A 7,090-nucleotide genomic window follows, 5' to 3' on the forward strand; every position below is an offset into this window, starting at 1 on the left:
ATGTTAGATTTGATTTTTAGAGAGTATGATATAAGAGGGCTTTACCCAAGTGAGTTAAATGAAAAAAGTGTAAAAGCTATAGGCTATGCTTTGGGTTTAGAAATGAAATCAAGGGGTTGTGAGAAAGTAAGCGTAGGCTATGATGCAAGATATAGTGCAAATGAACTTTTTAACTATTTAATCAGCGGTTTAAATAAAGCTAATATGCAAGTTTTCAATATAGGCTTAGCACCAACTCCTATGGGGTATTTTAGTTTATTTTTTGATGATATTTTTGATGCAAATATCATGATAACAGGTTCGCATAATCCAAAAGAATACAATGGCTTTAAAATAACGATTAATAAAGAAAGTTTTTTTGGTGCTGATTTGAAAAAGCTTTCTTTAAAAGTGCAAGAGTATTTAGAACTTGAAATCAATGATGATTTAAGATATGAAAATTATGATATTAAAAGCTTATACATAGACTTTTTAGCTAAACATTTTTCACATCTTAAGGGCTATAAAGAAAAAATCATTATTGATTGTGCAAATGGAGCTACTGGAGTGATTATAAAGCCTTTGGTGGAAAAATTAAATCTTAATGCACAAATTTTATTTGAAAATCCTGATGGAAATTTCCCAAATCACGCGCCCGATCCAACAGAGCTTGAAAATTTACACGCATTGCAAGTTGCGCTAAAAGAAAATGAAAATGCAAAAATGGGCTTTGCTTTTGACGGAGATGGGGATCGTTTAGTAGTAGCAAGTAAAGACTATGTATTTAAGGGCGATGAGCTTTGCTATTTATTTGCTAAAAATATAAAAAATCCTAGAGTTTTAGGTGAAGTAAAATGCTCTAAAAACCTTTTTGATGAGGTAGCTAAATTTGGTTTTATCATGATGGGTAAGACTGGACATTCTAATATTAAAAAAATGATGAAAGAGCAAAATATCGATATAGCAGCAGAGCTTAGTGGGCATATTTTCTTTAAAGATAGATATTTTGGTTATGATGATGGAATTTATGCATTTTTAAGAACTTTAGAGCTTTTAGTAAATGGTTTTGATATAGAAAAATTAGTTAAAGAATTACCAAAACTTTATGCAAGTGAAGAGATTAAGCTTAAGGTTAGTGAAGAAAATAAATTTCAAATCATAGAAAAATTTAAAGAAAAAGTAAAAGCAAATGCTTTTGAAAATGTGCTTGATTGTAATGAAATTGACGGAGTTAGAATTACCTTTAAAGAAGGCTGGGCGCTTTTGCGTGCTTCTAATACAAGTCCATATCTTATCATGCGTGCTGAAGCTACAAGTGCTGAATTTAAAGACTTTTTAGAAACAAGAGTAAAAGAACTTTTTGAAGAAATCATAAAAGAGCTTGCATAAGTTCTTTTACATCAATATTTTTTGTGTATAAATATGCTCTTAAGAGTTTAGGGATTTTTGCTTTTCTATAAATTTCTTTAAATTCTTTTGGCATTTTCTCACAACTTACAAAAGGAAAAATCAAAACTTTTTCTTGTATGTAAACAATGCCTATTTTATGCGAAATTACTCCATCGCCTTTTAAAGTTTCTTGTCTTTGTTTAGCACTTAAAAGTACTCCAAGTTTTTTAAAACATTTTGCGATTAAACTTTCATCTTTATGAGTAATGTAAATATTTTTAAATTCACAAATATTTTCTTCTTTTAAGTCTTTTTCTAGGTATTTAAAGCTCTTTTTTACTCCATTTGGATAAAGCTTTAAAAACTCATTAGCAAATTTTTTGCGTATGAAATTTCTAAAATATTTTTCATTGTCATTACTCTCATCATGAAAATAAGCGATATTGTTGTTTTTTAGGTAGTTTGAAATTTCTTCTTTTGGAATTTCAAGCAAGGGTCTTATGATGGTAAAATATTTTCTTTTTTCAATATCTTTAAAACCAAGTAATTCTCTAAGTCCTGCGCCTTTGGAAAATTGCATTAAAAACCATTCTAGTTTATCATTTAAATGATGAGCTAGTAAAAGATTATCATAAGAGTGGTTTTTGCAAAGTTCTTCAAAAAATTCATAACGCAAAGCTCTTGCATGGGCTTCGAAATTTTTTGTTATCTTGGGTGCGGTTTTGATGTAAATTTTTTTATGAAAATACTTGGCTAATTCTTTAGCACTTTGCTCTTCTTTATCGCTATTTTTGCGAGTTTTGTAGTTTATAAAAGCAAGATCAAAATCTATATTTTTTTCTAAAAGCATGAAAAATAAAGCACTAGAATCACTCCCATGAGAAAATGCTAAAAGATTTTTCCCTTGCTTTAAATGATTTAAATATTTGCTATCAATCATCAAACTTTCTTAAGGCTTTTGCAATGAGTTTTTTATCTAAGCTCTGTGTGATTTCACACTCATAAAGCTCGCCCATTTCTAAATTTCCACAATCACTTTCATTGATGAGAATTTCTCCATCAATATTTCTATCCCAACGCAAATCTTTTGCACCGATGAAAAATTCTCCTTCAGAGCTTTGACCTTCACAAAACGCTAAAGTTTTTTTACCAACTTGTTGATTAAAACTTTTTTCTATGCAATCATCAACAATTTTTTCTATCACTTTTAATCTTGCATTGATGATTTTACTAGGAATTTGTTCCATTTCAAAAGCTGCGGTATCTTCTTCTTTAGAATAAGCAAAAACACTAATTCTATCGAAATCAAATTCTTTTATAAAAGCGCATAATTCTTCAAAATCCTCATCATTTTCTCCAGGGTGTCCTACTATAAAACCTGTGCGTAAAAATGAATTTGGAGCTTGTTTCATTAAATTTAAAAGTTCGATTAATTTAGCTTTGTTAGCTCCGCGTTTCATGATTTTAAGCATATTATCACTGATGTGTTGTAAAGGCATATCAAAATAATTTACAAAAACTTTTGACTGAATGATTTTTTCTATCACTTCTTTACTAATGCTTGTTGGATATAGATATAAAATTCTAGCAGCCTTTATACCTTGGATATTTTCTATAGCGTCAATAAGCTTTAAAAGCCCATCTTTTTGACCTTGATCAAACAAATATGAACTTGTATCTTGAGCGATAAAAGAAAAGTCTTTATAGCCTTTTTTAACAAGTTCTTTTACTTCATTTATAATACTTTCTAAGCTTCTTGATTTAAGTTTGCCTTTAAAACTTGGTATAGCGCAAAATGAACATTTTTGATTGCACCCTTCAGCTATTTTGATAAAAGCATGATAGTTTGATCCTGTGATCACACGATTGGTATTTTTATCTTGCAGGTAAGTAGAATTTGAAAATAGATTAGTTTTTTTAAGTATCATTTCATCAATTTTTTCATAATCTCCCACACCGGTAAAAAGATCAACTTCAGGTAGTTCTTTCATTAATTCTTCGCGGTAGCGCTGCATTAAACATCCTGTTACAACCAGCAACGAGTCCTTTTTTCTTTGCTCGTGTAAGTCTAAAATCGCATTTATGCTTTCTTTTTTAGCGCTATCTATAAAACCACAGGTATTTACAATCAAAACATCAGCTAAGCTTGGCTCATCACAAATTTCATGATCACTTAATCTTCCAAGCATGATTTCACTATCGACTAAATTTTTATTACAACCTAAAGACATTAAAAAAAGTTTTGGCATATTTCTCACTTTAAATGTTTTATAATTTACTTTAAGAAATTATATCCTTATTTTTTTAAACCTCTCACTAATTTCTAATCTTTGAACAATTTCCACTTTAGTTGGTATTTTATAATTAGCTAGTTTATCTTTACAAAACATTCTTATCTTTTTTTTAGCTTCTAGTGTAGTAAAAATTTCATTTTTTTCTAATACAATTTTTACACAAACACTTTGGCCTGTTAGAGGGTTATTTTGTCCATAGACTAAACAATCTTGTATAAATGGTATTTGCATTAATATACCTTCTACTTCTTGAGGTAATACTTTTTCTCCGCCAACATTAATAACTTCTTTATTTCTTCCGATAATTTTAATATATTCTTCGCCATTTTCATTGATTACTTCAACCAAATCTCCAGTAGCAAAGTATCCATCATCTGTAAAAACAGAGTTATCGGCATTTAAATAACCCAAACTTTGCATATTGCTTTTTAAAAATAGCTCATTATTGATAATTTTATATGCTATGTTTTCTAATTTAAAATAGTTTCCAAAACTTTTTGTTTGAGCAATACCTACTTCACTTGTGCCAAAGGTTTGATGAAATTTAACTTTTGGAAAACTTTGTTTTAATTTTACAAGTAAAGTTTCTGACATTCTTTCTGTGCCATAACTAATAAGTTTTAAAGAATTTAAATTATATTTTTCAACTACATTTGCTACCAACATTAAACTAAGCAAAGAAGGTGAAGCAGGCAAGAGTGAAATTTGATATTTTTCTATGGTTTGAGCTAGAGCTTCAATATTTTTTCTATCTTTTACAGCAATTGCACAAGCATTCATACTAAGACAGTTAAACAAAGTATTTAAACCGCCTATATGATCAAACATTAAAAATAATAAAATATTAAGTTTTTTTGATTTTTTATTAAGGTAGGTATTTAAAATTTTATCAAGATCATGCACCATAGCTTTAGGTTTACCTGTACTGCCACTTGAAAATAAAATCAAACCAGGTTTATTATTATCTATAAGTTTTTGGATTAAATCATGATTGTTATAATGTTTTTCCTGTAGCTTATATTGATTGTTTTTAAATAAAATATCACAATTAACTTCGGCAAGTTTGTTATCAATCTCACTTTCATTGATAAAAGGAATAATTATTTTATTAAGCTCAATACACGCTAAAAATAAACTTATACTTTCAAAATCATAATCTCCCATAATACCTACAATATTTATATCTTTAAGTTTTGTTAATAAATTGATTTTATTGATGATATTATTATATAAATCATTGTAAGTATATTTTTGTTCTTCATAGATTAAAACACATTGTTCTTGATTTTCATTGAAAACTTTATTTAAAAAGACATTTTTAAACTTAGCCATTTACCCCACCTAAGTATATTATTTGTCCTGTTATAAAATCACTTTTTTCATTAATAAAAAAATCAACCACATTAACAACATCTTGAAAATTACCAAATCTTTTTATAGCTTGTTTATTAAGTAAATCTTGTATTTTATCTTTTGGGACATTTTTAATTAAATCAGTGGGAACTGGAGTAGGTCCTATGGCATTGCAAGTAATGCCAAATGAACTTAATTCTTTAGCGCAAACTTGAGTTAAATTACAAATAGCTGCTTTTGATGCAGCATATATAGCTTCTCCTTCTAACCTTAAAGCAACCGCAACAGTAGAAAAATTTATAATCCTATAAGGCATAGCAATTTGTTCTTTTTTATAAGTTTGGCTCATAATCTTTGAAACTTCTCTTATAAACAAAAAACTACCATAGACATTAGTTTTAAAAATATTATCTAAACTTTTAAATGGAGTTGTTAATATATGATTCATGGCTGCTATACCAGCATTATTAATTAAAATATCAATTTTTCCAAATTCTTTTTTTATACTTCTTACCATAGAAACTACAGCTTTTTCATCGCAAACATCTAATTCAAAATGTCTGTAGTTTTTATGATCTATACTTGCTTTACCTCTTGAGCAACCACAAACTATATGATTTTTTGCTAAATAATATTCACTCAGTTCTTTACCTATGCCTTTTCTAGTTCCTGTGATAATGATGATTTTTTGCATTATTCTTGCTCTTGGAGTTTTTTAATTATATAATCAGTCAAGCTTTCAACATCTTTAAATGGAGAATTTCTAGCACTCATCATTTTTTCATCCGCTAGAGTAACTTCTTTGTTAAATTCTTTACTCAGAAGTTCTTCTAGATCAGCAACCAAGCTAACTAGGGCTAGAGAGTCTAGACAACCTCCAAAGCCATTATATAGTTTTGTATTTTCATTTGCTGTTTTTAATTCTTCTACTTCATATTCATCTGCTGTTGATTGGAGTGTTTGTATGATACGTTCTTGTATTTTATTTTTCATTAATGTTATACCTTTCCTAAATTTTTATTTTTAATATAGCAAAAATATAATAAAATATTCATTAAAAATTTAGTTGGAGTATTTATGTTGAAAAAAAAGTACAAAATTTTAATAATGGGAGCGAGCAATTCTATTCTACCTGGAGGGCTTAGAGCTGGACTATCTCAGGAAAATATTGATTTTGATAATTTATCTATTGGTGGTTCGATCGCTTCTAGTAAAATTTACACAATATTGAAATACAAACAACGTATAAAAGAAGCGGACTTGGTGGTTTTAGAATGCAATTTAGCAGATGTTGATAGGGTTATATTTGATGATATTGGTTTTGAAGAGTGTATTAGAAATACTTGTTGGTTATATGAAGAATTGTATAAAATTAACAAAAGAATTTTAAATTTATTACTAGTGAATACTCGTAAAAATGAAATTGAAAAATATATAAGAAATATTCACAAGCTATTGTGTAATAAATATGGTTTTAATAGTATTGATATGCACAACTATTACGAAAAACATGAAATTTTAAGTTTCTTTTCATCACATCCAGATCCAGTTCATCAAATTCATACTATTATGTATAATCTTGGAAAAAATATTGTAGATAATATTCTGTATTTTAAATATTCTAAAGATAATATAAAAACAGATAATCCTAGTTTTATATATTTGACTCCTGAAAAACTTGAGCAATTTGGAAATAATTTAAAGCATACATTAAGAAAACATGTATTGTTTCAAGAAAGCGATGTGTACAGAATAGATAAAGATGTTAAGATAAAATTCCCAAATAAATATGAAAATTATATTTTAATAGGTATACACACATATAATGAAGAGCTTAAGATAAGAAATTGGACAAAGAAAAGACAAAGTTATGGAAATGTTGTTATTTCTAATGCTAAATATCGTGTTGTAAAGGCAGCAGCATGTTTTAATACGTTTTTGGATATAAAAAAACATTTTGTGATTGATAGAAACACTTACATTGAATTTAGTATGGATGAGTCTGCAACTGAAAATTCGTTTATGGTTGTATTTTCTGAGAATAAAAAAAGTACACTAAACTACGTGGACATCTC

The 7,090-nt window shown here is 28.0% G+C and carries 7 protein-coding genes; 2 read left to right on the forward strand and 5 right to left on the reverse strand.

What is annotated here, in order from left to right; all coding sequences use genetic code 11:
• Nucleotides 1–1,368 (forward strand): phosphomannomutase/phosphoglucomutase, encoded by a 1,368-nt coding sequence (locus L8X97_RS06335; RefSeq protein ID WP_263660689.1) that lies wholly within the window; start codon nt 1–3, stop codon nt 1,366–1,368.
• Here L8X97_RS06335 and tilS read toward each other — a convergent pair.
• Genes tilS through L8X97_RS06360 form a run of 5 tightly spaced genes read right to left on the reverse strand, consistent with a single transcriptional unit; the run spans nt 1,349 to nt 6,008 of the window.
• Nucleotides 1,349–2,311, reverse strand: coding sequence for a tRNA lysidine(34) synthetase TilS (gene tilS / locus L8X97_RS06340; RefSeq protein ID WP_263659432.1), 963 nt, complete (start codon nt 2,309–2,311; stop codon nt 1,349–1,351). The genes L8X97_RS06335 and tilS overlap by 20 nt on opposite strands.
• A complete protein-coding gene (gene rimO / locus L8X97_RS06345; protein ID WP_263662889.1) occupies nt 2,301–3,617 on the reverse strand; it encodes a 30S ribosomal protein S12 methylthiotransferase RimO in 1,317 nt (438 codons plus the stop codon). Before rimO ends, tilS begins: the two co-directional genes overlap by 11 nt.
• A 39-nt stretch (nt 3,618–3,656) precedes the next feature.
• Nucleotides 3,657–4,994 (reverse strand): ANL family adenylate-forming protein, encoded by a 1,338-nt coding sequence (locus L8X97_RS06350; protein WP_263662890.1) that lies wholly within the window; start codon nt 4,992–4,994, stop codon nt 3,657–3,659.
• Nucleotides 4,987–5,709 (reverse strand): SDR family NAD(P)-dependent oxidoreductase, encoded by a 723-nt coding sequence (locus L8X97_RS06355; protein ID WP_263662892.1) that lies wholly within the window; start codon nt 5,707–5,709, stop codon nt 4,987–4,989. The genes L8X97_RS06350 and L8X97_RS06355 overlap by 8 nt, the downstream gene beginning before the upstream one ends.
• The gene (locus L8X97_RS06360; protein ID WP_263662894.1) at nt 5,709–6,008 is read right to left on the reverse strand and encodes a hypothetical protein; all 300 of its coding nucleotides are present in this window, start codon (nt 6,006–6,008) and stop codon (nt 5,709–5,711) included. The genes L8X97_RS06355 and L8X97_RS06360 overlap by 1 nt, the downstream gene beginning before the upstream one ends.
• Nucleotides 6,009–6,092: 84 nt before the next feature.
• On the opposite strand from L8X97_RS06360, the gene L8X97_RS06365 reads away from it, so the two are divergent.
• Nucleotides 6,093–7,090 (forward strand): hypothetical protein (locus L8X97_RS06365; RefSeq protein WP_263662895.1); only part of this gene is annotated, 998 nt, incomplete at its 3' end.

The sequence above is a fragment of the Campylobacter sp. CNRCH_2013_0671h genome, from assembly GCF_025773055.1.
In the GTDB taxonomy this organism is placed as follows: domain Bacteria; phylum Campylobacterota; class Campylobacteria; order Campylobacterales; family Campylobacteraceae; genus Campylobacter_D; species Campylobacter_D lari_D.